Consider the following 24950-nt stretch of genomic DNA (forward strand, 5'->3'; position numbering starts at 1 on the left):
CCCCGCCGTGACTAACAACCCTTGTTGTTTTTGCGGCTGCAAAGATAAAGGTTTTTATTTTTAATATCCAAAACTATTTTTGAAAAACTTTTAGCTTTTTTTTGAGTCAGGAAAACTAAGATATTACCTCTTATCCTCCTTGTCAAGACTACGCCCTTTTTTACCTCTCAATACGTATCAATAAAAGCCTGCAGCCCCTATCAATCCTGCTTTTCATGACAACCGTTGTTCTCAAAAGCGGGTGCAAAATAAGAGAGTATTTTTTTATTATCCAAATGGAAAATCGAGAAAAATGATGGCGCACGTGAGGCATTGATAGCTTAGAGGCTGAATGGGTGAGAGTTGGAGAGGGAGATTTTTTTTGAGAAAAACAACATACCGCAAATATGGATTCTTTGATGAGTAGTTATAACTGATGCATATTGTATATGACTACCTGCTCATCTAACAATTGATCTGTATTGCTCAATGCCCAGATTTTTCTTACAACATCCATTCCTTTTATTACTTTACCAAATGCCGCAAACCCTTCCCCATCAGAATTCCTCTTACCACCATAATCCAACTCCGGCTGATTGCCAATGCAAATAAAAAATTCAGAAGATGCACTTCCCGGCTCCAGTCGAGCCATACTTATAGTACCATCTTCGTGCAACACGCCTGTTTGGTTCGTCGATTCATGTAATATACTTTTTAACACCAAAGGATGTTCTTCTTCAAACAGTCCGCCTTGAATAACATCTATCTTAACCTCAACACCTTCCTGATTATCCTTATTTACAACTCTATAAAAACCCGCACTATCATATCTTCCATCATTTACATACTTCAAAAAATTATTTGTTGTGACCGGCGCTTTATCTTGATATATTTCAATTAGAATATCACCCAACTCTGTCTCTACAACCACCCTAGGATTTTCCTTACAACCCAACAATAACAGCAACAGACTTATTGATAAAAAATATTTCATGCTCTTCTTTTAACTATAAACGATACTACCAAGATAATAAACAGCACTGCAATTATAATAAAAGCCCAATAATTAATGGTACGGTATTCAAGAGTAAGGGTATAATCTTTATATAGAAAGCTGCCACGACAAAAACTCCATTTAGCGCTATTATTGTCTATACTATTGGCATTGGTTGCGAATAATAAGCCCGGAATTTCAATCTCAGCGCTATAATCGTTATCATCCAGCATTATAACTTCATCATCAATCTGCTTTTCAAAGTGCTCAAAATAGCCATCAGCATAGGCTTCACTTAACCAGGTTGCATTCATTTGCTGATCAGTTAACTGGCAAATTTCAACCAGCTCGGGACCATCATCAACAGACGATTTAAACAGTTGTAGAACGAACAGCGAATCAGATTCCGTTAAACCTTCTTTTTGCGATTGATGAGCCAATTCATCAGTAAGTTGAACAAACTCAATCCCTAAAGTGCTTGTCAGATAATCCCAAAATTTCTCTTCACCTTGCTCTTCGAAAGCTTCAACATCAGCTTCACTCATGTTTTGAACAATAGATGTATCATCTTCGAAGAAGTATGCATATTCATCACTACTCAGATAATCATCAACAGACAAATGTTTAAACGGAAACCGTTGTTTAAATGTCTCGCTATACTTGTGAAAGGTGAAAAAGCCTCTGAATTTACTATTTATACTGAGCGAGATATTATCCTTGTATACGGAATCATTTTCAGGCACAAGGTCTTTATTCACCGCTGTAACATTCAGAAAAGTCTTCTCTACAATTACGACGAACAAGGTATCCTCGCTATTTTTATCTATTTTCTTATCATAACTCACACTCCATCCATCATTAATATCAAAGGAAAAGGGATTGGAATATATTTTTGAAGAATCACCTTCTGCTACAATTCGTTTAAAAATGGTCCCATCATCATTTATTCGTGTATAATAATGATACCTTAAATCTTTGCAAGCCGATACAATAAGCACCAGCGCAATCAATAATATTTTTGTTTTCATAGCGCACTAGTTATTGGTTATCCAGTTACACACATCATATTCTTTTCTTAATTGCCAGGCTGTTAACTGCACTGTTTCGCCAGACTGAAAAGCGGCATAGTCTGATGGATAAAATTGTTCCATGTATACAAGCACCCTTTCCAGCATTACAAACAACTCGGCATTTTCGTTTTTGATCTGCTTCAGGTGAACCTTACTAAGAGCTACACCCTTATTACTAAATGGCAGTGATTCTGAGCTGGCTAATAATGTCATTATTTCATTAACCGCCTGCTTACACGACCCAGATGAAGGTTGCACCAACTGATTGCCGTTTATTTGCTGCTCAACCAGCCACCTTTGCTCTCTGGTATCTACTTCCATCCAAATATATGTACCCAAACTTAGCAATAGGACTATAGAAGCTGCTACCCTAAGTACTTGTATCAGTCTGTTGCTGTTGTTGCGAGGTTGGTCAATCTTCTGCAATAATCTTTGTTTAAAGATGTCCTCATCCGACATCCTCAAGTCTGTCCTTTTCACATCCTCAACAAATCGCTTATAAACATCCTTTTCCATTATCTATCCTGTTACATGTTTCATAAGGCGGTCCCTGATAAGCTTACGCGCTACATACAAATTGTCTTTAATCTGCTTAGCCGATAAACCAGTAATCTGCCTTACCTCATCTACTTCCAACTCTTCCACATCACGGAGCACGAATACCACTTTTTGTAAAGGTGATAAGTTTTTAGTAGCCTTTAGAATTAACTCACCAACTTCTTTATTTGCTAATTGATAATACGCATCCTCACAATATTTCGACACAACTCCATCGTCCACTGGTATGTGATGTTTCCTCTTTCGCAAGGAACTAATCGCCTGACGAGTTGCAATAGTATACAGCCAGGTTGTAAATTTTGACTTCCCGGCATCGTATTGGCTCAACTTCTGCCACACTACAATAAATGTATCCTGCAAAATATCTTTTGATTCCTCCTCATTGTTAATGATACGGAAAACTAATTGATACAAATAACTGGTATACTTATCTATCAGCTGTGCAAAGGCCAACTTATTTCCCTGCTTACTACTATTTATTAATTGTTCTTCAGTCATCAAACATATTCAATGTTTACATATGATACGCAAAGACGGCATTGCGGTCGAATAAAAACGTGCATCACCATTAAAAACAATCGATTTGTTCGAAAACGCACACCTCGAACACTGTAACCGATTAGGACCCTCAATCGTCCTATTTGTAAAGCCTAACAAAAATCATGTGTTCGAAACCGAACAAAATTAAAGTAAATCTAAGGTTAAAATAGGTGTAAACCAAAAAACAACAGCCATAACACACTGAATAAGTGAACTTTTAAACGTGTGGCACATCCATTGCTATTATGTATTGAACCCGTTAGAATCTATATATCTAAGAAAAAACATTATGAGCCAAAGCATTATTAGAGTGAATCAACTTCACAAATCTTATATCACAGGCAGCAACTCTCTTCACGTACTTAAGGGGCTTGACATTGACATTCAGGAAGGCGAGATGGTTTCTATCATGGGATCTTCCGGTTCAGGTAAATCAACTCTACTCAACATTCTGGGCATACTCGATAATTATGATGCTGGTGAGTATTACCTCAATGATATTCTTATTCAGCAAATGAATGAACGAAAGGCTGCAGCGTTTCGCAACAAGTATATTGGCTTTATCTTTCAATCATTCAACCTTATTTCGTTTAAAAATGCAATGGAGAATGTTGCACTCCCCTTATACTACCAAGGCGTTAGTCGGAAAAAGCGCAATGCCAAAGCTCTTGAGTTACTCGATCGGCTGGGCTTGAAAGAGTGGTGGAACCATTTACCCAGCGAACTGTCCGGTGGACAGAAACAGCGCATTGCCATTGCTCGATCATTAATATCTTCCCCCAAAGTCATCCTTGCCGATGAGCCAACCGGTGCCTTAGACACACAAACATCCTATGAAGTGATGGACATCCTGAAAGAAGTGAATGCTTCGGGAATCACCGTTATTATAGTAACGCACGAAAACGACATTGCAGATATGACCCAACGTGTCATTCGTCTGAAAGATGGTATTATTGAATCCAATAGCACTAATCATCAAGGCACATCAGCCGACAACAGTCAAATTTTCACCTCGCACAAGTCTGTATTATCATGATTGATTATTTACAGGAAATATTTTCCACACTTAAGCAGAACAAGCTTCGAGCCATCATGACAGGCTTTAGTGTAGCCTGGGGTATATTCATGCTCATCATACTGTTGGGCTCGGGTAAAGGACTTGAAAATGGCATGGAATTTAATTTCAGAGGCACATCTAAAAATGCTTTATGGATTTGGAGTCGCCGGACACAAGTCGCTCATGATGGACTTAAAGCAGGGCGCCGCATTAACTTCACGGTAGCCGATGGCGAAATGCTAAAGCGCAAGTTTGAAGATGACATGGATAACTTCTCAGGCCGCTTTCATCTTTGGGGTGACTTTGGAGTAACTTACAAAAATGAATATGGCGACTTCCGCATTGAAGGCGTTATGCCGGAGTTTAAGAAGATTCAATTAGTTGACATCCAGCAAGGCCGATACATTAACGAAATAGATGTCAAGCAATTCAGAAAATCAGTTATTATTTCGGAACCGGTACAAAAACATCTTTTTAAGGATGAAGATCCCATGGGCAAATACATCCGGATAAGTGGAGTGCCTTTTATGGTGGTAGGAACATTTGTTGATCCGGAAGACAAAGACCGAAAACAGTTGTATATGCCGCTTACAACAACCCAGCGAGTGTTTAATGGCAACAACCGCCTGACAGAGATGGCCATATCAACCAATGCCACATCGGTTGCTGAAAACAAACGAATAGAAGATGAAGTAAGAAATACGCTGATGGAACGTCATCGGGTGGCACCAGATGACCAGCAGGCCATTGGTATTTGGAATACCCTGGAAAGTTTTAAACAGGCACAAGGCGTTTTTGCCGGCATCCGCATGTTTGTTTGGGTTATTGGAATTATGACCATTATAGCAGGTATTGTTGGAGTCAGCAACATTATGATCATCCTGGTAAAAGAACGAACAAAAGAAATTGGTATTCGCAAAGCTATTGGCGCTTCTCCTTTTTCAATCATCAGGCTGGTATTATCTGAATCTGTTTTGATAACTGCCCTGGCAGGATTCTTTGGATTGGTGGCCGGCATGGGATTATTGGCTGGTGTTTCAGCCATCCTGCAACAGATAGCCACACAGAATCAGGATGTACAAAGAGCCTTTTTCAACCCTTCAGCCGATTTAGGCGTGGCACTATGGGCTTTAGCCATATTAGTGACAGCCGGATTGATAGCCGGTTACATCCCGGCCCGTAAAGCATCTGCTATACGACCAATTGAAGCATTACACGACGAATAAATCTAACCCAAAGTCTAAAGCTATGTTTGATAAAGATAGGTGGCAGGAAATATTTAATGCTATCAAAAAAAATAAACTAAGAAGTGTTCTGACAGCCTTTGGTGTGTTTTGGGCCATCTTCATGCTCATTGTTATGACCGGCTCAGGCAATGGCCTCAAGAACGGTGTATATGAGGGTGTTAAAGACTTTGCTACAAACAGCGGTTTTATGTGGGCCGAGAACACTACTATTGCCTACGAAGGTTTTAAACGCGGGCGTCACTGGCAAATCAATAATGATGATATTGAAGCCATCAGAGATCAGGTACCAGAGGTAGAAGTAATTTCACCCCGATTGAATGGCTGGAACCTGCGTAGTGGTGAAAACATTGTGAGAGGCAAACGCTCTGGCGCATTTAATGTGATGGGTGACTACCCCAGCTATCGGGAGATAGACCCCTGCAGCATGCCTTATGGCCGTTACATTAACGATGAGGACATTAAACTGAAACGCAAAGTCTGCATCATTGGCGAAAAAGTTTATGAAGTAATGTTCGATGAAGGCGAAGATCCGGTTGGGGAATACCTGCGCGTTAATGGTGTGTATTTCATGGTGGTTGGCGTTTTTAAATCAAATAATCCAAAGATAAACATTGGAAGCAACAAAAAGGAAACTGTCTACCTGCCCTTTACTGCCATGCAACAAACCTTTAATTATGGCGACCAGGTGCATTACTTTGGATTAATTGCCAAGAAAGGCGTTAAGGTACAAACAGTGATCGACAAAATTTCACCAATCCTGCAGAGCAACCACAAACTTTCGCCCGACGACAAGGAAGCTATTGGCAAGTTTGATCTGGAGAACCAGATCAAAACCATGAACTTCATTTTCCTGGGCATTGACATCCTTATATGGGTAGTTGGAATTGGGACTTTAATTGCCGGAGCAGTTGGTATCAGTAATATTATGCTGGTCATCGTTAAAGAGCGAACCAAAGAAATTGGCATTCAACGCGCTATTGGGGCCCGCCCTGCAATGATTGTGGGCCAGTTATTAACCGAGTCTGTATTCCTGACCACCATCGCCGGCTTTATCGGCCTCGCATTTGGCACAGTTGTATTGTACTTGGTAGATATGGCGGTTGACGCCTCTAGGGCAGCTGGCAATGTGGAAGATGAAACATTCTTCCTAAACCCCGAAGTTGGATTACCACTGGCCATTGCAGCACTCATGATGCTCATCTTGGTAGGTTTAATAGCCGGACTCATACCAGCTATGAAAGCCATTAAGATTAAACCAATTGAAGCCTTAAGACACGAATAAAAAATTTGAACATACTAGAAACTATAAAAAATCTAAACTCATGAAGAAGGTATTAAAAATATTAGGTAGCGTTGTTTTTATCGCATTATTTGCCTGGGTGGTATTTTACTTATACAATCAGTCGAAAAAAGATCCTGTAGTTTACGAAACTGAGACGGCAGAAGTTACCAACATTATCAAGAAAACAGTTGCTACTGGTTCCGTCGTACCCAGGAAAGAGATTGAGATCAAACCTCAGGAGTCGGGCATCATCACCGAAATATTTGTTGAAGCAGGTGATGAAGTAAAGAAAGGCGACCTGATTGCTAAGGTGCAAATTATTCCCGAAATGATTCAGGTGAACAATGCAGAAGCGCAATTAAAAAGAGCCGAAATCAGCTTCAAGAATGCTAAAGTTGAATTCAATCGCAAAAAGGAGTTATTCGATACTGGCGTTATTCCTGAATCTGAATTCCTGGAAGAACAATTACGATTTGAGACAGCTGAAGCGGATAAACTGGCTGCCGAAAACAATTTACAACTGATTAAGGAGGGTGTAACGAGCAACTCGAAGAACCAAACCAATACCTTAATTCGTTCTACCATCACTGGTATGGTGCTGGATGTACCTATTAAAGAAGGTAATTCGGTGATTAAAAGTAACACCTTCAACGATGGAACAACCATTGCTGTTGTAGCCGATATGGGCAAAATGGTATTTGAAGGTAAGGTAGACGAAACTGAGGTTGGCAAGATTAAGCAAGGCATGGCGCTATTGCTGTCTATTGGGGCCATCGAAGATGAGAATTACGATGCTTTTCTGGAATCTATTGCTCCGAAAGGTGTGGAAGAAAACGGCGCTATTCAGTTTGAGATTAAGGCGGCCGTTAAATTAAAGGAAGGCCAGTTCATCAGAGCCGGCTACAGTGCCACTGCTGATATTGTGCTTGACCGCAGAGATAGCGTTTTAGCCATCAAAGAAAAACTAATCACGTTTAGCAACGACTCAGCATTTGTAGAGATAGAAACTGGGGAACAACTGTTTGAAAAGCGCCTGGTGACAACCGGCCTATCGGATGGTATCAAAATCGAAATCACCGAAGGACTGTCAAAAGAGGATAAAATTAAGATTCCTAAAAGCTAATTGAATAATAATTGATATTTTTATTAACAATTTAGTTCTAATTTTTACCTGAAGAGAAACAATTAGGCTCACACCCTATAAAAGAATTATCTATGATACGGAAATCTATTATTGCACTTGCCTGCATACTGTTTGCTTTGCCCAATATAAAAGCACAAGATAGCCTGAAGCAGGTTTGGGGCGAGAATAAAAAGCAATGGTCGTTGCTGGAATGCATCAACTACGCGCATGAAAATAATATCACTATACAGCGTCAGGCCATCAATACCGAATACCAGGAGAATCAGTTAAAGCAAAGTAAACTCAACCGCTTACCTGATTTAAATGCCAATAGTGATGGGTCTGTTAGCTTTGGTTATACCTGGGTGCAACAGGAAGCTACGAATGTTGATCAGGATCTACGTTCGTTTGGCATTAGCGCCAGTAGTAGCATGAATGTTTTTAGTGGTTTTACCAATAACAATACCATCAAACGAAATCAGGTTGACTTATTGGCCGCCATTGAAGATATGCAAAAAACAAAGAATGACATTGGCCTCCAAATAACTGGTCATTATCTGCAGATACTTTTTAACAAAGAGCTTCTTAACGTAGCGAAAGAGCAATATGAAACCAGTAAGCTACAAGCTGAAAGAACAAAAAAACTGGTTGATGCAGGCAGTCAGGCAATGGGCAGCTACCTGGAAATTAAATCGCAGGCGGCCAAGGAAGCATTGAATGTTACCCAGCAAGAAAATAACCTGGCCCTTTCATTACTGAATCTGGCACAACTGCTTGATCTGGAAAGACCTGTTGAGTTTGATATTCAAATACCTGTACTACCGGAACTAACTGTTTTTACACCTGAACCACCAACGGATATTTACATGACAGCACTTGGCATTATGCCTGAAATAAAAAGTGCCACCTACAATACCGAAAGTAAGGAATATGACTTAAAAATTGCCAAAGGCAATTACTATCCAACTCTGGGATTAGGTGCTGGCATGTCAACCAATGCCAACTGGTTGGTGGGCGATCCTTATGACTCTAATCGTTCGCTAAACGAACAGTTTAAGACCAATCGCAACACATACATTGGTGCCCGTTTAAACATTCCTATCTTCAACCGCTTACAAACCCGTAATAATGTGGCTAACGCCAAACTTGGAGTAGCAGATGCCCAGTTTCAACTTAAGCAAGAAAAACTTAACCTGCGTAAGAACATTCAGCAGGCCTATGCCGATGCAATGGCAGCCTACAATAAGTTCTTATCTAGTCAGGAAGCTGTCAACTCCTTTGCTGAATCATTCAGATACACCGAAAAGAAATTTAATGTTGGATTAGTGAATTCGGTGGACTATAATGTGGCGAAAACAGATTATACCAGGGCCCAGTCGGATTTATTACAATCAAAATACGAATACATTTTGCGTACAAAGATCCTTGATTTCTATAAAGGAATTCCTATCGAACTATAGATTCATAATACCCTTTTTACCCTTTATTTTAAAACACCGGATAGTTGCCAGCATTATCCGGTGTTTTAGTATAAGAATTCCTTTTGTTAATGGCCGCTTTTTTATTTTGAATGATTAAATTAGCCGATAAATTACTGAACCTATGAAAAAACCCGTAGTTATAGCCATTGCTGCCATCTTCATTATTATTATTGTTTTAGTTATAGGAAAAAAACAAGGCTGGATTGGCCAGGAATACCAGGAAAAAGTACTCACCGAGAAAGCACAACTCCGCACAATTACCGAGTCCATTACAGCCAACGGCAAGATTAAGCCAATGGTGGAAGTTAAAATCAGCTCTGATGTTTCAGGTGAGATTCTGGAGTTACTGATTGAAGAAGGCCAGGAAGTAAAAAGAGGGCAAATGCTGGCGCGTATTCAGCCCGATATATACCAGCGTAACTTTGAGAAAATGCAGGCATCGCTAAAATCTGCCGAAGCCAACCTTTTACAAGCCGAAGCTCAGCTGCAACAAAAGGAACTCAATTACGAACGCAATAAACAATTATGGGCAGACAAAACCATCTCTGAATCTGATTTTGAACAGGTTGAATCTGAATATGAAATTGCAAAAGCCAACAAATCTTCTGCTGAAGCTGCATTGCGTAACTCTAAAGCATCATTGAACGAAGCCAGCGATAACCTTAATAAAACAACCATTTATGCACCTATGGACGGCACCATATCACGCCTCAATGTAGAAAAAGGCGAGCGTGTTGTAGGAACGGCTCAGTTTGAAGGCACGGAAATGATGACTCTGGCCAACCTGCATCAGATGGAGGTACTGGTAAATGTGAATGAGAATGACATCATTCGAGTTAGTCAGTACGATACCTGCCTCATTGAGGTGGATGCCTACCTGAAGCAAAAGTTTAAAGGTATTGTAACGCAAATAGCCAACTCAGCCAAAACACAAGGTGCCAGTGCCGATCAAATTACCAATTTTGAGGTTAGGGTACTGATACTGCCTGAATCCTATGAGCATTTAGCAACTAAAGACATTAAAAACAGGTATCCTTTCCGCCCGGGCATGTCAGCTACGGTTGATATACAAACCAACACCAGGTACAACACACTAACCATTCCTATCCAATCGGTAACCACCCGTCCTGATACTATCCAGAGTGATTCTACAAAAGTAGAAGCGGACAAAGACAAGCGACTGGAAGTGGTATTTGTGGTAGAAAACGGTAAAGCTATTCAGAAAAAGGTAGTGCCGGGTATTCAGAACACCAAACACATTGAAATATTAGAAGGGCTGGTAGAAGAAGATGAGGTCATCAGTGGTCCATACTCAGCCATCTCAAGAAAACTAAACAATGAAACACCTGTCCAGGTCGTTGATAAATTATTTGAAGACAAGAAAGAATAATTGAATTCGATAACAACATACACCGGGCCTTTAAACGATTGTTTAAAGGCCCGCTTTGATTTATAACCATTTCCATCTATCAAACTATTTCTTAATTTTGCGCAACAATGATTTATTCATGTGGCGATTATATTGACTAGTAGCTGGAGTGAAAAATTTACAGCATTTAAGTTACTGTTATATAACTCAAAACAAACATATAGCATGGCAAAAATTTTAAGTATAGAGACGTCAACAGGCGTATGTTCAGTGGCATATAGTGAAAACGGGAAAGTTGTTGAATCAAAAGAGCTTTACCAGGTTAATTCACATGCCACCAACTTAACACTTCTTATTGAAGAATTATTTGAGTTAGGTGAAACGCCCGATATTAAAGACATTGATGCCGTAGCTGTCAGTAGTGGTCCTGGTTCGTACACTGGTCTGCGTATTGGTGTTTCTACAGCTAAAGGTATATGCTATGCCTTAAACAAACCATTAATCGCCATTGATTCCATGCACATTATGAGTCAGCCTATTATAGCACAACACCAGGCTAGCGGCTCATTATCACCAGTCTTTTGTCCACTTATGGATGCACGACGCATGGAAGTGTACACGGCTGTTTTTGATCGACAACTTAACATCCTGGAAGCTATCTCGGCCAAAATTGTAGATGAAACCACTTTTGAAGAATGGCTTAATCAGTACCAGGTTGTTTTCTTTGGCAATGGCGCAGAGAAGTGCAAAGAAGTTATCCAACATGAAAATGCAGTTTTCCTGGACGACTGTCATCCTTTGGCAAAAAATCTGGCCCCTTTGGCCGAACAGTATTTTGCACAGGAAAAGTTTGAAGATGTGGCCTATTTTGAGCCCTTCTACCTTAAAGATTTTGTGGCCACTACACCAAAGAAAAAGATATTATAGTCAGAACATATAAGTAATTCCAGGCGTTTGTTTGTCATATAGAGTAAGTAACCTTAACTTATTCTCAAAATGAATGCTTATGAAACGAGCCACCATATTTCTGTTTTGTGTACTTTTTAGTGTTAATATACTGGCATCACAAGAAGAAAAGAAAGATACCGTATTTATCCCTCCCTACCCTTTAACTACTCATGCGGCTTATCAGGGAGGCGAGCAGTTAGTTTTTTCACTTAATTATGGGTTTGTAACGGGAGGTAAGGCCACCCTCTCGGTTAATGATTCGGTTATTAACAATATCGCTACGCACCATATAGTTGGCAAGGGTGTAACAGTTGGCGTAGCCGATGTACTTTACAAAATCAGAGACCGCTACGAAAGCTTCATTGATATAAAAACCAACGAACCAATAAAAGCCATTCGCAGTATTCGCGAAGGCCGTTACCGCTATTACAATGAAGTAGAATATAACCGTGACTCATCCCAGGTTATTTCTAAAAAATCAGGCGTACACAAGGTTCAGGAGGGCATACTTGATATTCTCTCAGCCTTTTACTTTGCCCGTAACCATAAGTTCAATGAAGAACTGGAGGTGGGTGAAGTCATTGAGTTCATGACCTACTTCTCAGACGAAAACTTCCCTCTGCGCATACGCTACCGCGGCACGGAGGTCATTAAAACCAACTTTGGCAAAATTGAGTGTTACAAATTTTCACCGGTAACGGAAGTGGGGCGTGCTTTTAAAACAGAAGATGACATGCAGGTATGGATTAGCCGCGACAGCAACCGCATTCCGGTTCGTGTCAGGTTCGATCTGGCAGTGGGCTCTTTCACCTGCAACCTCGAATCATTTAAAGGCCTCAAGCACCCGTTTAGTAGCGTAAGGCATTAAGAACATCAATCTCAGCTGGTAGCTTTTCATTCTCACAATTCGTTTTTTCCGCGAATTACTTTATTTTTGCACCGTTTTTTAAGATAATAATAATCACAATTTCAATAGTATGGCAACTACAGCTGATTTTAGAAATGGAATGTGCATTGAGTACAATGGACAGTTATTCTTCATTATACAGTTTCAACACGTTAAACCGGGTAAAGGAGCTGCGTTTGTAAGAACAAAACTTAAGAATGTATCAACCGGAAAGGTTATTGAGAATACATTTAACGCAGGCGTTAAAGTAAATGAAGCACGTGTTGAGCGTCGTCCTCATCAGTTCTTATATAAAGATGACATGGGCTATCATTTCATGAACGCCGAAACATTTGAGCAGATTCCTATCGATGAGTCGCTGATTGATAATACATCTTTACTTAACGAAGGTATGGAAGTAGAAGTAGTATACCATGCTGATACAGAAACAGCATTGATGGTAAACCTGCCTACTAACGTGGTATTTGAGGTAACTTATACCGAACCTGGTGTTCGTGGCGATACTTCATCAACCAACTCATTAAAACCAGCCACAGTAACTACAGGAGCAACCATCATGGTACCTTTATTTATTAACACTGGCGACAAAATCAAAATTAACACCTCCGACAACTCATATGTTGAGCGTGTAAAATAATTTTGCACAACATTAACCCCTGTTATAGACTTTAAATTAACTATTTATAAAAAGCTTATAACAGGGTATTTTATAGCCCAAAACAACGATGTAACAATAATTCCTGACTTTTATAGGTTTTTTTTAATACCTTAGTTGGAAAGAGTTATCCGGATATGGTTACGCAATTAAGAAAGAAAAGACTAAGACTTTACAAGGACCGATTAAACATCATCCTTGATATTGCGCAAACCATCAATGAGGATCACTCCATCGATGATTTGCTTTCCGAATTTGAAATACTTCTCCGTGAAGAACTTGAAGTGGGCAAAGTACTTGTTTACACCTTTTCAAACGAAGAGTGGAAGAACCTTTTAACTTCTGGTGTTACAGAGGAAGAAGCAGCCGCAATTGATGTAGAAAAGGATTTATTGCAGTATGATACCATTGAGAGCATTACGCTATCGCACCCTCCCAATCTGAAAGGCTTTGATGCGGTTATCCCACTGTTTCACAGATACAGGGCCATTGGCTATGTACTCATTGGAGATATTGAGGAGGAACAACAGGGTATTAGCCCAACGATTAAGCACCTAAAGCTGATTCAGATTATTTCGAACCTGATCATTGTGTTTGTTGAAAACAAGCGCATGCAGCAGGAGCTACTTGAGCAGGAAGCGATTAAAAGAGAGATGGAGCTGGCTTCCAGAATACAGAATCAGCTGGTACCAAGCAAGCACCAATTGCCCAAAACCTCTAAGCTGGATATTCACACCTATTATCAGCCTCACATGGGCGTTGGCGGTGATTATTACGATGTTTTTCGCCTGTCGAGGAATACCATTGGTTTTTGTATTGCCGACGTATCAGGTAAAGGTATGTCAGCCGCCATGCTGATGTCCAACTTCCAGGCGGTTATTCGCTCACTTTTTTCGTACCGCTGCAACCTAAAGAAACTGGTCCATCAGCTGAATGCTCGTGTCAACGAAAGTGCGAATAATGAGAAATTTATCACCTTGTTTATTGGCCGCTACAACCTTTTAACCCGTCGCTTGAGCTATGTAAATGCAGGTCACCTTCCACCCTTACTATACGACACCCGGAAACAGCATCTGGTACATCTGGAAAGTGGGTGCATTGGATTGGGTATGCTCGACTTCATCCCATCCATTGAAGTAGGTAAGGTACACATTCCCAAGGGCTCTAAACTATTGGCTTTCACTGATGGCCTGGTAGAGTTGGACGATGGCTACCAGGTGGAGTCAGGCGCAGAGGAAGTCGAAGCAATTATGAACAACAACCATCCACTTGAACAGAATTTTCAGGGTCTGAGGGCAATCATCGATCGTATTGAAAGCGATGGTGCAGCCTTTGACGACATCTCACTCATTGGCCTCGAATTCAAATAAAAAAAGCAGACCAACCGGCCTGCTTTAACTATGCTGTTTATTCGCTTATTATTGTGCTATCACTAAAAAGTAGTTTTTCTTACCTTTTTGCACCAATAAATATTTGTCATTTAGCAAGGCATCTGTTTTAACAGTCATCTCTGCATCTGTCACTTTTTCCTTATTCATGCTTACTCCTCCACCTTTGATGGTACGTCTCAATTCGCCTTTGGATGGAAAGACGGCTGTTTTTTCGGCTAATAAATCAACAATATTAATGCCTTCAACCAGAACAGCTTTATCAACAAAAAACTGAGGTACTCCTTCAAACACTGCTAAAAGTGTTTGTTCATCAATCTTGCGCAACGCTTCTGTTGTAGCTTTACCAAATAGTATTTGAGATGCTTCTACTGCCGCCTCATACGCCTCTTCAGAATGCACCATAACAGTTACTTCTTTTGCCAAGCGTTGCTGCAGTGCCCGTCTATGTGGTTGCTCTTTGTGTTCTTCAATCAGCGTCTCAATCTCGTCTTTTGAGAGCAACGTAAAGATTTTAATATATTTCTCCGCATCCTCATCTGATGTATTTAACCAAAATTGGTAAAATGCATAAGGTGATGTACGAACAGGATCCAACCATATATTACCAGACTCAGTCTTTCCAAATTTCTTACCATCGGCTTTTTTGATTAACGGACAAGTCAGTGCAAATGCTTCTCCACTTCCTGTTCTGCGGATTAACTCGGTACCCGTTGTGATATTACCCCACTGATCAGAGCCCCCCATCTGAAGCTTACAATTTTTTTCATTATACAGGTGTAAAAAATCCGTTCCCTGCACCAATTGATATGTAAACTCGGTGAAAGAGAGACCGGTTTTATAGCTTCCGTCCAATCGTTTTTTAACCGAATCTTTGGCCATCATATAATTAACCGTAATGTGCTTACCAATATCGCGAATGAATTCAAGAAACGAATACTCCTTCATCCAGTCGTAGTTATTTACCATTTCGGCTGCATTTTCTGCATCTGAATCAAAATCCAGAAAATTTGACAGCTGCTTTTTAATGCCATTCTGATTTTTACGCAACTGCTCTTCGTCCAGCAGGTTGCGTTCATCAGATTTACCTGAAGGATCGCCAATCATACCTGTTGCTCCACCAACCAAAACAATTGGTTTATGTCCACATACCTGAAAGTGTTTAAGCATCATTACACTTACCAGGTGACCAATGTGTAAAGAATCTGCTGTTGGGTCGATACCCACATAAGCCGACGTCATTTCTTTCTGAAGTTGCTCCTCTGTACCTGGCATTACATCGTGGATCATACCACGCCATCTTAATTCTTCTACAAAATTCATGGTAAGTGCATTATTTTATTGTCTTAAGCAAGACACTATTATACATGTGTTAATAACAAAAGCACAAAGATAATAAAAACCCGATGTCAATTGTATGCCATTTTGCAGGTAAAAACTACAATTTGATAATATACCATGCACAAAGAGAACTTCTTGAGGGTTTTAACATGCTATTAACCTCTGAATCATCAACTTTTTAGTAATTTTAGTCATCTTTTAACACACACTAAACTCTACTATCACTAACCATGAAACTTATCTTCCTGCTGCTGACTTTCATTAGCTGTCTGCAACTCACAGCACAAAAGAAACAGGTTGAAGCAATTTACCTCAATCAACCCTTAAAAATTGATGGAGTTCTCGATGAAACAGCTTATCAAAGTGCCATTGCAGCCACCGACTTTGTGCAGCTTGAACCGTATAATGGCCAGCCGGCGATGCAAAAAACCGAGGTGTACTTTTTTTATGACCAAACAGCGGTATACCTTGGAGCTATATTGCATGACTCTGCACCCGACAGTATTTACAATTACTTGTCTGAAAGAGATAACATTGGCGCCTCCGACTATTTTGGTGTTTACTTTGACCCATATAATGAAGGGCAGCTCTCTTATGGCTTTTTTATTACACCCGCCGGCATACAAACCGATATCAAAGCCATAAAAAGTGATCGTGACCGTGAAGATGCGAACTGGGATGCTGTATGGGAAAGCAAGACCTGCATAACCGATGAAGGCTGGACAATTGAAATGCGTATTCCTTATTCTGCACTCCGATTTCCTGAAAAAGATATTCATACCTGGGGATTGAATATGTTTCGCAATATCCGTCGCTATAATTCGAATAATTCATGGAGTTTTATTGATCGGAACATCTCTGGATTTATCCACCAACAAGGAGAACTTACTGGTATTAGTAACATCAAACCACCCACCCGCCTATCGTTTACTCCTTATATGGCCACCTACCTGGAGCACAACGAAAACAGCGGCGAAACAGACTTCATTTACAAAGGCGGCTTGGACCTTAAATATGGCATCAATGAAAGTTTCACACTGGACATGATGCTTATTCCTGATTTTGGACAGATACAGTCGGATGATAAACAACTAAACCTGTCGCCTTACGAAATATATTACGATGAGCGCCGTCAGTTTTTCACTGAAGGGATGGAACTGTTTGATCGCGCCGATATCTTCTATTCACGGCGCATTGGCAGCCGGCCCAAATTTGCAGGTGATGCCGACGATGCCCTGCAAGAAAACGAAATCATCGCCGATCGTCCTTCTGAGACACAATTGGTAAATGCAACTAAAATATCAGGACGCAATAAAAGTGGTATGGCCATTGGCGTACTTAATGCCATGTCGCTCAACTCGCATGCCACACTGGGAGATACAATCACCAACCAACAACGTGAGATTCTGATACAACCATTTACCAACTACAATGTAACGGTGGTGGATCAGTCATTAAAAAACAACTCTTACATTAGCCTAATCAACACCAACATGCTCATGTACGATCACGCGTTTATGGCCAATGTCACCGGCACTGAATTTCAGTTTCGTGATAAAAGCCTGAACTTTGCCTTGAGCGGTAAAGGAGGCATCAGCCACAGAGGTGCAGAAGATAAGGAAACAGGCTGGTTTACCGAATTGGAGCTAGCTAAAAATGGTGGTAAATGGCAATACGGCATGTCGCAAGAAGCCTACTCAAAAGATTATAACCCCAATGACATGGGTTACCTCAGGCGCAATAACCTTTTCGATACGGATGCATTTATTCGATTTCAGCAGGTTGAACCGTTCAGTATTTTCAGGCAGTGGATGAGTCAAATCAGGTACAAACATGATATGAACATGGAGCCATTTGCCATCAAAAATCAGGAAGTGAGCGTATATACCGAAGGTCAGTTTATGAATAATTATGGCTTCGAAGTACATGGGGTTTGGATGTCGGAAGAGCACAACTATGATGAGACGCGTGTTAAAGGTCGCTATTTTTATAAACCACCAGGCTACCGCATTAATCTTTTTATGCATACCGATTGGACCAAAAAACTAAGTGCCTATGGCTACTTTGGAGGCTATGCCAGACCTGAACGTAACCAGGATGGCAACTGGATGGGCTGTGGCATACAATGGCGCATCGGGCAAAAGCTAATACTGGACTATGAGTTGGGATATGATTTTGAGAATAATGATTATGGCTATGTCGATAAGAATGAAGCTCAGGACTCTATTCATTTTTCGCAGCGTAACCTGGGCACCGTCGAAAACATCCTTGAAATGGCTTATACGTTCAACAATAAGTTAAGCCTGAGACTTCGAAGCAGGCATTATTGGTCAAGTGTTGAAAACCTGTCCTTTTATTTATTGCAGGATGATGGTAGCCTGCTACCTGATCACGCTTATAATGACAATCACGATCATAATTTTAATGCTTTCAATGTTGATATGGTAGTGCGATGGGTATTTGCCCCAGGTTCGGAAATGACATTGGGTTGGAAGAACTCCATTTTTCACCTTGAAGAAACAGTTACAAAAGGTTACAAGAAGAATCTAGACATAGTCAGAAACAGCCCACAGATTAATACACTCTCGTTTAAATTACTCTACTACATTGATTACAATTCGGTGTTTAAAAAGAGCACCTGATATTAATTCAAAAGAATAAAGTGTAACTTTGCCGCACAATCCTAGCAAAACATCGAAATGAAAAAAGTTAAACTGTTTTTTTTGTTGATATGCAGCAGCCTGTTCTGCTATGGCCAATATACCTACGAGGCCGATAGTATCAAACAGGATACACAGGTTAGCCTGGATTTGAAATTAAGCTACACACCTATTCAACTGGATATTAATTCGGGCGAGATTAATAAGCACAACCGCCCGATATATCTTTATAAGCAATGGGGTATGTACGAGCAATTTCAGGTAACCCAAAACTCAACTGTCATGCTCATGCCCTATAAGGCACATTACCCGGCCGATTTTTTTAGCTATACTGGTACCAATCGCATACGTGATAGTTTTAACCCACATGGTTCCAACGATATTGGCAGTGCCCTTATCAATGGTTTCCTAAATGGTGTTATACTAGGCAATAAATACTAAGCAATACCCCGCTCCCTTTGCCCTGCTTGAACATAACTAATTAATTAAATTGCAGAATGAAACAATTACTTATTGTTGCACTGGCATTATTATCTGTTAATGCCATGGCTCAGCATGACCATCATGCCGGGCACGAAACACACTCAAGCCATGAAACAAGCAGTCATGGCAAACACAAACTGTCGCTTTACACCGGTTTTACTCACATTCCTTCGGCTTTTTATGAGCATGAAACACATGAAGAGAGCACAGGAAAATGGGTGCCAACCATTGGAGTTGACTACTATTACTCCTTAAACAACAAATGGGCCCTTGGCCTCATTGGTGATGTTGAGCTTGACCAATATTACATTACCACCAGTAACCATGATGAACTGGAGCGTAATAATGTAGTAGTGGTATCAGCCGTTGGCAAATACAAACCAACGCACCGCATAGGTATTCTTGCCGGCCCTGGTGTTGAGTGGGAATTTAAAAATCACGATACCGAGACCTTCTTTGTGCTTAAAACAGGAATTGAGTATGAAGTTGAAATAGAAAACGGCTGGGAGCTAACCCCTATGTTTACCTACGACTTTAAAGAAGAATACAGCGCCTATTCCTTTGGTATTACCATTGGTAAGCGCTTCTGATAATCTGAATTTAACGTTTATTGCTGATTCAGATTAACATTAGAAACAGCATTTAGCCGGCAATAACGCCGGCTTTTTTTATCTCTTACATGAAAAAATGGGCTATATTTAAACTTATTCAAAACGCAAAAACAATGTAATCCTTATAAACCATGAAAATAACCTTAATCATTTCCCTGGCGATACTCACCTTATCTGCTAATGCCCAATCGCCCAAGTTTAAATCTAAATACCTGAATAGCATTGACTCAACAAGCCTCAAGCAACATGTTTATGTATTGGCATCAGACAGCCTGCAAGGACGTGATACTGGCTCGGAGGGCGAACATAAAGCAGCGCGCTACATTGTTAATTATTTTAAGTCTGCCGGACTTAAACCTTTCAACGACACCACATACCTTCAAAATATCGGGCTATGGAGCTGGCGCTGGGATAGTTTCCAGTTTAAGCTTAAAGACAAACAATTAATTCATTATGAAGATATTGTTTATCTGAGCACTGCACCAATCGAGCCGTCAATCAGTAGCCAATGTATTTTTATTGGAAATGGTAACGATTCTATTACCGACCACCTCAACATGAAAAATAAAATTGCAGTAGCTCTGGCAGATAACCTTAATAGCTGGTATTCATTGGCCAGCAAGACCAAAAGAGATGGTGCAATAGCATTAGTTATGGTACATCAATCGGATTCGGATGCTTTTTCAAAGCTGAGCGCACAAATGAAAGCAAAACACAATAAGCAGTCCATCTATCGCTCACGGCCATCTTTTAGCAATAATCTTACAAAAGCGTTTGCTATCAGTCATGATTGTTTAGAGTCGCTTTTTAACAACTCGCTTGAAACATTATCCGGCTATCAAACAGCCAAAGCTATTAAACAATTGCCACAACCCGAACTCACCATCACTTGCCCTATTATCATTGAAAAAGCCAATGCCAATAATGTAGCCGGCTATCTGCCCGGCAAAACTAAATCACAAGAAACGCTTGTAATTTCGGCCCATTACGATCATGTGGGTGAACGATATGATGGTATATGTGTTGGTGCCGATGACAATGCCAGCGGCACGGCAGCTGTCATAGAGCTGGCAAAAGCGTTTGCTCCACTGAAGGGTAAACTAGACAAAAACATTGTGTTTTTAGCCACCTCAGGTGAAGAGAAAGGATTATTGGGGGCGTTTTATTTTGCCGATCATCCGCAAGAACATGTCTTTAATATCAAGGCCAATATTAATGTGGATATGATTGGACGCATTGACTCCACCCATAAGTCCAACTATATCTACACTATTGGCAATAATCATTACCCTGAGTTTGATTCACTTTTACATGTGGCCAACAACCTGCTCACACCAATCACTATACAATACGACTACAACAAAACACAAGGCTTTGGTAACTTTTTAAGGCTATCGGATCATTATGCATTTCACCGCATTAACATCCCTGTACTGGGCTTTTTCAGTGGCCTGCATCCTGACTACCATAAACCAAGTGATACGCCCGACAAGATTAACTATCGGGAAATGGAGCAACGGGTCAGACTAATTTTTACAACCGCCTTTTTAGCTACCCAAAAAACCGCTTTTAACACACAAGATGACTAAATACATTTGGTTTATACACTAAAGCAATTATTTTAGCCGTTTCTGAAAAATATAAACCAATAAAAACGATATGTCGGGAATAGTTAAGACGATTAAAAGTTTTCCAAAGGTGTTTTGGGTGTCCAACACCATGGAGTTATTTGAAAGATGGGCATGGTATGGGTTTTACATGGCCTTTGCTTTATACCTTGTTGGCTCAAAAGATACTGGTGCATTAGGTTTTACACCAAATGAAAAGAGTATAATAATGTCAACAGGTACATGGTTACTATACTTATTACCACTTTTCACTGGGGCAATTGCCGATCGAGTTGGATACAAGAAAGTACTAATCCTTTCCTATGCAATGTACATAAGTGGTTATTGGATGTTATCAACATTCAATTCTTTCTCTCTAGTATTAGCTTCATATATCTATTTGGCAGTAGCTGGTGCCCTTTTTAAGCCCATTATATCAGCGATGATATCCAAAACAACTACTTCTGAAACTTCGTCTATCGGTTTTGGCATTTTTTATATGATGATTAACATCGGTGGTTTTATAGGACCATTTATCGCAGGTGCCATTTATAAGAAAAGTTGGGATTGGGTTTTCTACATCTCCATGATTACCATATCAATCAATTATATCTTTGTTTTCTTCTTTTTTAAGGAACCAGGAAGAGATGAATCCAACAAGAAAGAACCTTTAGGTCAGGTTTTTATTCAAGCACTTAAGAATATTGGTGTAGCACTTAGAAATTTTAAATATGTGCTGTTCCTCATAATAATGATCGCTTTCTGGACTGCCTTTAACCAGCTATACTTCTCATTCCCTGTATTTGTTGACGATTGGGTTGATACTTCGAACCTTTACAATGCTTTACATGCCGTTTGGCCATGGTTAGCTGAAAGCATCGGTACCCCTGAAGGAACTATTACAGCCGTTACCATTGGAAGTCTTGATGCTTTCTTTATTATCATTTTCCAAATATGGATTTCAGGATTAGTGATGCGCTATAAGCCTTTAAACGCCATGATGAGTGGTATTTTCGTATTAGCTATTGGAGTGGGAATGATGTTTGCTTTCCAGAATAGCTTTTTCGTAATATTGGGTATCCTTACGTTTAGTATTGGTGAAATGGCCAGTAGTCCTAAATTCACTGAATACGTCGGAAGCATAGCCCCGCCTGACAAAAAAGCCCTTTACATGGGAACATCGTTCTTACCAATAGCAATGGGATACCTTTTTGCTGGTGTTGTTTCTGGTGATATTTATGATAAAGCTGCAGGTAAATTATACCTTCTAAAACAAGAAGTTGCAAAACGCGGATTGAGTATACCTGAAGTCTCAGACTCTTTTACCAAGAATGATTATTGGAATAAAGCAGCAGAACTGATGGGCATGAGTGATTCTGAGCTAACAAACTTTATTTGGATTAACTATAATCCTTCTAAAATATGGATGCTTTATGCAGGAATTGCCGTAAGTGCTGTTATTGCTCTTTTTATCTATGACAAGTTTATATTGAAATCAAAAGCATAGACTCAATAATACACACTTTGAAAGCCCGAAGCATTTTTTGTTTCGGGCTTTTTTATTTCCCTAATCTTTATTAGTAGGCTGGACTTTTATATCCCATTATTCCGCCGTAACTTCTGCTAACGTTATGCGTATAGCAGCTTATACCTTCCGTTAAAGTGTGAGAACAGCTTCTTTTTGATGATAATCTGCAATGGTGAGATGCAGAGGTGTTGAATTGTGTACAAAAGTGTGTTGTTATGGGGATAGATTTTTTAAACAATCTGAAGATTGGCATGCGATTGAATTATATATTGGGTTCAATTGTTGTCATTATCGTTGTATCGGTCGGAACATATTCATCGTTCAAACAGTACCAACAAATTACCACAGAAATGGACTCAACCTCATTTATGCAAACGGAGGATTTGAAGCGTCTTGTGGAAGTACAAATTGCGGACCGACAGGCTTTTGTTAAATCCGGGGTTAAGATGATGAAGCGAATCGCTTCACTAAAGGAGTTCAGCCTGGATGATGATAACAAGGTGGTAGTGAATGCTATTAATCAGCTAAATAAGGAACAGACAACTATTTCGATTCCTACGCTGATGCATGGTGAACAAAGTATCTTTCACAATTACGAGCTTGTTGATGAAGTTGGCGAGATAATGAACGGCACTGCCACAGTGTTCCAAAAAATACCGCAAGGTTTTCTGCGCATATCCACCAACGTTAAGAAACAGAACGGGGAGCGCGGGATTGATACTTATATAAGTAACGACTCTCCGGTTGCGCAAAAAATAATTACCGGAGATAGCTTTTATGGTCGTGCTTTCGTTGTAGATGACTGGTATCTCACTGCCTATGAGCCCTTATTTATCAATGGTAAAGTGGAGGGTATCATTTACGTTGGAGTAAAAGAGAAAGATATGGATGGTATTAAAAATGTCTTTCGAAGTAAAAAATACCTGAAATCAGGCTATCCGTTAATGGTAACAAGTGATGGCGAGTTTCTAATTCACCCTACTAAAGAAGGTCACAATACAGTAGATGCGGATTTCTTTCAGCAAATCATTAACAGCAATAGCGAGAGAGGTAAAATTGAATACCTATGGGAAGGCGAGGATAAAGTGTTGTATTTTAGATTTGTAAACGACATTGATGCATACATTGTAATTACCTATTACAAATCTGAGATAACGGATATCATTAAAGAAAACGTGATGATTTTGGGTGTTATCTTTATCATAGCCATCACCTTACTAATTCTCATTATTCGGCTGGTAAGTCGTTCCATTACCAAGCCATTGTCGGAATGTGTAATTTTTTCGGAACAACTATCAGAAGGAAATCTGTCCGCAAGTATTTCAATAAGTCAAAATGACGAAATTGGTACGTTGGCAAAAGCCTTGCAAAATATGATTTCGAAAATTGAGGCTGTAGTATCTGATATTATTAAAGGTGCTGATGATATAGCCGGTGCCAGTCACCATGTGAGCGACACATCCTTACAGTTGTCAAAATCAGCCACCGAACAAGCTGCTTCAGTTGAAGAAGTATCGTCGACCATGGAAGAAATGGTTAGTAACATTGAGCACAATGCGCTTAATGCTAATAACACGCGAAAAGTTTCGCAAATGGTTTATACGAATATCAAAGACATCAACCGCTCAACCATTGAGTCGGTTGAGGCCAATGAAGCCATTGCGCAAAAAATTAATGTTATCAACGAAATTGCTCAGCAAACCAATATTCTTTCGCTTAATGCAGCAGTAGAAGCAGCCAGGGCGGGCGAACAAGGGAAAGGTTTTGCCGTAGTTGCTACAGAAGTACGCAAACTGGCTGAGATAAGTCGGGCTTCGGCCAAGCAGATAATTGATTTATCCAATTCGAGTCTTAACCTGAGTGGCAAGGTAGGTGAGCAAATGGAACATATAGCACCCGAGGTGCAAAAAACCAGTGAACTGGTAGATGAGATATCATCATCAAGCGACGAACAGCTAAAAGGAGCCGAACAGGTTAACTCGGCCATGCAGCAGCTTAACCAGATTACTCAGCAGAATGCATCGTCAAGTGAAGAGTTGGCGGCCAGCTCCGAACAACTCACCTCACAAGCCGAAAACCTCAAACAGATAGTCAGCTTTTTTCATACCAAAAAATAGTAACA

At 40.1% G+C, this 24950-nt stretch carries 21 protein-coding genes; 16 read left to right on the forward strand and 5 right to left on the reverse strand.

What is annotated here, in order from left to right:
- Positions 1-406: 406 nt before the first annotated feature.
- From KDU71_RS19935 to KDU71_RS19950, 4 genes are read right to left on the reverse strand one after another with little or no spacing between them, the layout of a single operon-like run.
- The gene (locus KDU71_RS19935; protein WP_212192878.1) at positions 407-973 is read right to left on the reverse strand and encodes a peptidylprolyl isomerase; all 567 of its coding nucleotides are present in this window, start codon (positions 971-973) and stop codon (positions 407-409) included.
- Complete coding sequence (locus KDU71_RS19940; RefSeq protein ID WP_212192879.1) at positions 970-2001, reverse strand: hypothetical protein; 1032 nt, start codon at positions 1999-2001, stop codon at positions 970-972. The genes KDU71_RS19935 and KDU71_RS19940 overlap by 4 nt, the downstream gene beginning before the upstream one ends.
- A gap of 6 nt (positions 2002-2007) precedes the next feature.
- Positions 2008-2559, reverse strand: a complete 552-nt coding sequence (locus tag KDU71_RS19945) for a hypothetical protein (protein WP_212192880.1) — start codon at positions 2557-2559, stop codon at positions 2008-2010.
- 3 nt (positions 2560-2562) lie between these two features.
- Entirely contained in the window at positions 2563-3099 is a 537-nt protein-coding gene (locus tag KDU71_RS19950) for an RNA polymerase sigma factor (RefSeq protein WP_212192881.1), read from the reverse strand.
- A 331-nt stretch (positions 3100-3430) separates the two neighbouring features.
- Between KDU71_RS19950 and KDU71_RS19955 the strand changes: the two genes are divergently transcribed.
- The 10 genes from KDU71_RS19955 (at position 3431) to KDU71_RS20000 (ending at position 14580) form a co-directional block, all read left to right on the forward strand.
- Positions 3431-4177, forward strand: a complete 747-nt coding sequence (locus tag KDU71_RS19955) for an ABC transporter ATP-binding protein (RefSeq protein WP_212192882.1) — start codon at positions 3431-3433, stop codon at positions 4175-4177.
- A complete protein-coding gene (locus KDU71_RS19960; protein ID WP_212192883.1) occupies positions 4174-5424 on the forward strand; it encodes an ABC transporter permease in 1251 nt (416 codons plus the stop codon). The genes KDU71_RS19955 and KDU71_RS19960 overlap by 4 nt, the downstream gene beginning before the upstream one ends.
- Positions 5425-5446: 22 nt before the next feature.
- A complete protein-coding gene (locus tag KDU71_RS19965) occupies positions 5447-6727 on the forward strand; it encodes an ABC transporter permease (protein WP_212192884.1) in 1281 nt (426 codons plus the stop codon).
- A gap of 40 nt (positions 6728-6767) precedes the next feature.
- On the forward strand, positions 6768-7850 hold the full coding sequence (locus KDU71_RS19970; protein WP_212192885.1) for an efflux RND transporter periplasmic adaptor subunit: 1083 nt from the start codon (positions 6768-6770) through the stop codon (positions 7848-7850).
- 92 nt (positions 7851-7942) lie between these two features.
- Positions 7943-9310 carry a TolC family protein gene (locus KDU71_RS19975; protein WP_212192886.1) on the forward strand — a complete coding sequence of 456 codons (1368 nt, stop codon included), beginning with the start codon at positions 7943-7945 and terminating at the stop codon, positions 9308-9310.
- 142 nt (positions 9311-9452) lie between these two features.
- On the forward strand, positions 9453-10721 hold the full coding sequence (locus KDU71_RS19980; protein WP_212192887.1) for an efflux RND transporter periplasmic adaptor subunit: 1269 nt from the start codon (positions 9453-9455) through the stop codon (positions 10719-10721).
- 204 nt (positions 10722-10925) lie between these two features.
- Positions 10926-11627: a tRNA (adenosine(37)-N6)-threonylcarbamoyltransferase complex dimerization subunit type 1 TsaB gene (gene tsaB / locus KDU71_RS19985; RefSeq protein ID WP_212192888.1), complete on the forward strand. Its 702-nt coding sequence runs from the start codon at positions 10926-10928 to the stop codon at positions 11625-11627.
- A gap of 79 nt (positions 11628-11706) precedes the next feature.
- Positions 11707-12516, forward strand: a complete 810-nt coding sequence (locus tag KDU71_RS19990) for a DUF3108 domain-containing protein (protein ID WP_212192889.1) — start codon at positions 11707-11709, stop codon at positions 12514-12516.
- A 109-nt stretch (positions 12517-12625) separates the two neighbouring features.
- Positions 12626-13192: an elongation factor P gene (efp, locus tag KDU71_RS19995; protein WP_212192890.1), complete on the forward strand. Its 567-nt coding sequence runs from the start codon at positions 12626-12628 to the stop codon at positions 13190-13192.
- 155 nt (positions 13193-13347) lie between these two features.
- The gene (locus KDU71_RS20000) at positions 13348-14580 is read left to right on the forward strand and encodes a PP2C family protein-serine/threonine phosphatase (RefSeq protein WP_212192891.1); all 1233 of its coding nucleotides are present in this window, start codon (positions 13348-13350) and stop codon (positions 14578-14580) included.
- A gap of 48 nt (positions 14581-14628) precedes the next feature.
- Here the strand turns inward: KDU71_RS20000 and tyrS are convergent, their stop codons facing one another.
- On the reverse strand, positions 14629-15921 hold the full coding sequence (gene tyrS / locus KDU71_RS20005) for a tyrosine--tRNA ligase (protein WP_212192892.1): 1293 nt from the start codon (positions 15919-15921) through the stop codon (positions 14629-14631).
- A 248-nt stretch (positions 15922-16169) separates the two neighbouring features.
- Here tyrS and KDU71_RS20010 point away from each other — a divergent pair, with 248 nt between their 5' ends.
- The 6 genes from KDU71_RS20010 to KDU71_RS20035 all read left to right on the forward strand — a co-directional run bounded on the left by KDU71_RS20010 (position 16170) and on the right by KDU71_RS20035 (position 24945).
- Positions 16170-18581 (forward strand): DUF5916 domain-containing protein, encoded by a 2412-nt coding sequence (locus tag KDU71_RS20010; protein ID WP_212192893.1) that lies wholly within the window; start codon positions 16170-16172, stop codon positions 18579-18581.
- 57 nt (positions 18582-18638) lie between these two features.
- The gene (locus KDU71_RS20015) at positions 18639-19040 is read left to right on the forward strand and encodes a hypothetical protein (protein ID WP_212192894.1); all 402 of its coding nucleotides are present in this window, start codon (positions 18639-18641) and stop codon (positions 19038-19040) included.
- Between the two features lie 56 nt (positions 19041-19096).
- On the forward strand, positions 19097-19672 hold the full coding sequence (locus KDU71_RS20020) for an outer membrane beta-barrel protein (protein WP_212192895.1): 576 nt from the start codon (positions 19097-19099) through the stop codon (positions 19670-19672).
- A gap of 152 nt (positions 19673-19824) precedes the next feature.
- The gene (locus KDU71_RS20025; protein ID WP_212192896.1) at positions 19825-21282 is read left to right on the forward strand and encodes a M28 family metallopeptidase; all 1458 of its coding nucleotides are present in this window, start codon (positions 19825-19827) and stop codon (positions 21280-21282) included.
- Between the two features lie 70 nt (positions 21283-21352).
- Positions 21353-22807 (forward strand): MFS transporter, encoded by a 1455-nt coding sequence (locus KDU71_RS20030; protein ID WP_212192897.1) that lies wholly within the window; start codon positions 21353-21355, stop codon positions 22805-22807.
- Positions 22808-23043: 236 nt separating this feature from the next.
- Entirely contained in the window at positions 23044-24945 is a 1902-nt protein-coding gene (locus KDU71_RS20035; RefSeq protein ID WP_212192898.1) for a methyl-accepting chemotaxis protein, read from the forward strand.
- The last annotated feature ends 5 nt before the right edge of the window (positions 24946-24950 follow it).

Origin of the sequence: Carboxylicivirga sediminis (genome assembly GCF_018156225.1) — a bacterium.
Classification (GTDB): Bacteria; Bacteroidota; Bacteroidia; order Bacteroidales; family Marinilabiliaceae; genus Carboxylicivirga; species Carboxylicivirga sediminis.

What these genes read in the sequence shown, in the direction of transcription:
- KDU71_RS19965 (WP_212192884.1), top strand. Translation starts at nt 5,447, where the DNA reads ATGTTTGATAAAGATAGGTGGCAGGAAATATTTAATGCTATCAAAAAA.
- KDU71_RS20000 (WP_212192891.1), top strand. Translation starts at nt 13,348, where the DNA reads ATGGTTACGCAATTAAGAAAGAAAAGACTAAGACTTTACAAGGACCGA.
- KDU71_RS19970 (WP_212192885.1), top strand. Translation starts at nt 6,768, where the DNA reads ATGAAGAAGGTATTAAAAATATTAGGTAGCGTTGTTTTTATCGCATTA.
- KDU71_RS20030 (WP_212192897.1), top strand. Translation starts at nt 21,353, where the DNA reads ATGTCGGGAATAGTTAAGACGATTAAAAGTTTTCCAAAGGTGTTTTGG.
- KDU71_RS20035 (WP_212192898.1), top strand. Translation starts at nt 23,044, where the DNA reads ATGGGGATAGATTTTTTAAACAATCTGAAGATTGGCATGCGATTGAAT.
- efp (WP_212192890.1), top strand. Translation starts at nt 12,626, where the DNA reads ATGGCAACTACAGCTGATTTTAGAAATGGAATGTGCATTGAGTACAAT.
- KDU71_RS19940 (WP_212192879.1), bottom strand. Translation starts at nt 2,001, where the DNA reads ATGAAAACAAAAATATTATTGATTGCGCTGGTGCTTATTGTATCGGCT.
- KDU71_RS20010 (WP_212192893.1), top strand. Translation starts at nt 16,170, where the DNA reads ATGAAACTTATCTTCCTGCTGCTGACTTTCATTAGCTGTCTGCAACTC.
- KDU71_RS19975 (WP_212192886.1), top strand. Translation starts at nt 7,943, where the DNA reads ATGATACGGAAATCTATTATTGCACTTGCCTGCATACTGTTTGCTTTG.
- KDU71_RS20020 (WP_212192895.1), top strand. Translation starts at nt 19,097, where the DNA reads ATGAAACAATTACTTATTGTTGCACTGGCATTATTATCTGTTAATGCC.
- KDU71_RS19945 (WP_212192880.1), bottom strand. Translation starts at nt 2,559, where the DNA reads ATGGAAAAGGATGTTTATAAGCGATTTGTTGAGGATGTGAAAAGGACA.
- tsaB (WP_212192888.1), top strand. Translation starts at nt 10,926, where the DNA reads ATGGCAAAAATTTTAAGTATAGAGACGTCAACAGGCGTATGTTCAGTG.
- KDU71_RS20025 (WP_212192896.1), top strand. Translation starts at nt 19,825, where the DNA reads ATGAAAATAACCTTAATCATTTCCCTGGCGATACTCACCTTATCTGCT.
- KDU71_RS20015 (WP_212192894.1), top strand. Translation starts at nt 18,639, where the DNA reads ATGAAAAAAGTTAAACTGTTTTTTTTGTTGATATGCAGCAGCCTGTTC.
- KDU71_RS19990 (WP_212192889.1), top strand. Translation starts at nt 11,707, where the DNA reads ATGAAACGAGCCACCATATTTCTGTTTTGTGTACTTTTTAGTGTTAAT.
- KDU71_RS19950 (WP_212192881.1), bottom strand. Translation starts at nt 3,099, where the DNA reads ATGACTGAAGAACAATTAATAAATAGTAGTAAGCAGGGAAATAAGTTG.
- KDU71_RS19960 (WP_212192883.1), top strand. Translation starts at nt 4,174, where the DNA reads ATGATTGATTATTTACAGGAAATATTTTCCACACTTAAGCAGAACAAG.
- tyrS (WP_212192892.1), bottom strand. Translation starts at nt 15,921, where the DNA reads ATGAATTTTGTAGAAGAATTAAGATGGCGTGGTATGATCCACGATGTA.
- KDU71_RS19955 (WP_212192882.1), top strand. Translation starts at nt 3,431, where the DNA reads ATGAGCCAAAGCATTATTAGAGTGAATCAACTTCACAAATCTTATATC.
- KDU71_RS19980 (WP_212192887.1), top strand. Translation starts at nt 9,453, where the DNA reads ATGAAAAAACCCGTAGTTATAGCCATTGCTGCCATCTTCATTATTATT.
- KDU71_RS19935 (WP_212192878.1), bottom strand. Translation starts at nt 973, where the DNA reads ATGAAATATTTTTTATCAATAAGTCTGTTGCTGTTATTGTTGGGTTGT.